We start from the raw sequence: 216 nt of genomic DNA, 5'->3' as shown, positions 1-216 counted from the left end.
GGATCGCATTGTCCCAGTCGCCATTGTAGACGAGGTCGTTCCAGTCCGGGATCTGATTGTGGATCGGGCAGCCGGTCGGCCCATGACAGTACGGAATGCCGCAATCCATGCAGCGCGCGGCCTGCTTCTCGACCTCCTTGTCCGACATCGGCAGCGTGAATTCGCGAAAATGCCGGATGCGGTCGGAAGCCGGCTGGTACTTGTGCACCTGCCGGT

General features: G+C 61.6%; 1 pseudogene. It reads right to left on the bottom strand.

The window, feature by feature from the left end:
* Positions 1–216: pseudogene (gene gltD / locus E5W87_RS35950) on the bottom strand (glutamate synthase); the annotation flags it as partial.

It is taken from the genome of Mesorhizobium sp. (assembly GCF_004962925.1).
Lineage (GTDB): Bacteria > Pseudomonadota > Alphaproteobacteria > Rhizobiales > Rhizobiaceae > Mesorhizobium.
This window is presented reverse-complemented; position numbering and strand designations above follow the sequence as displayed.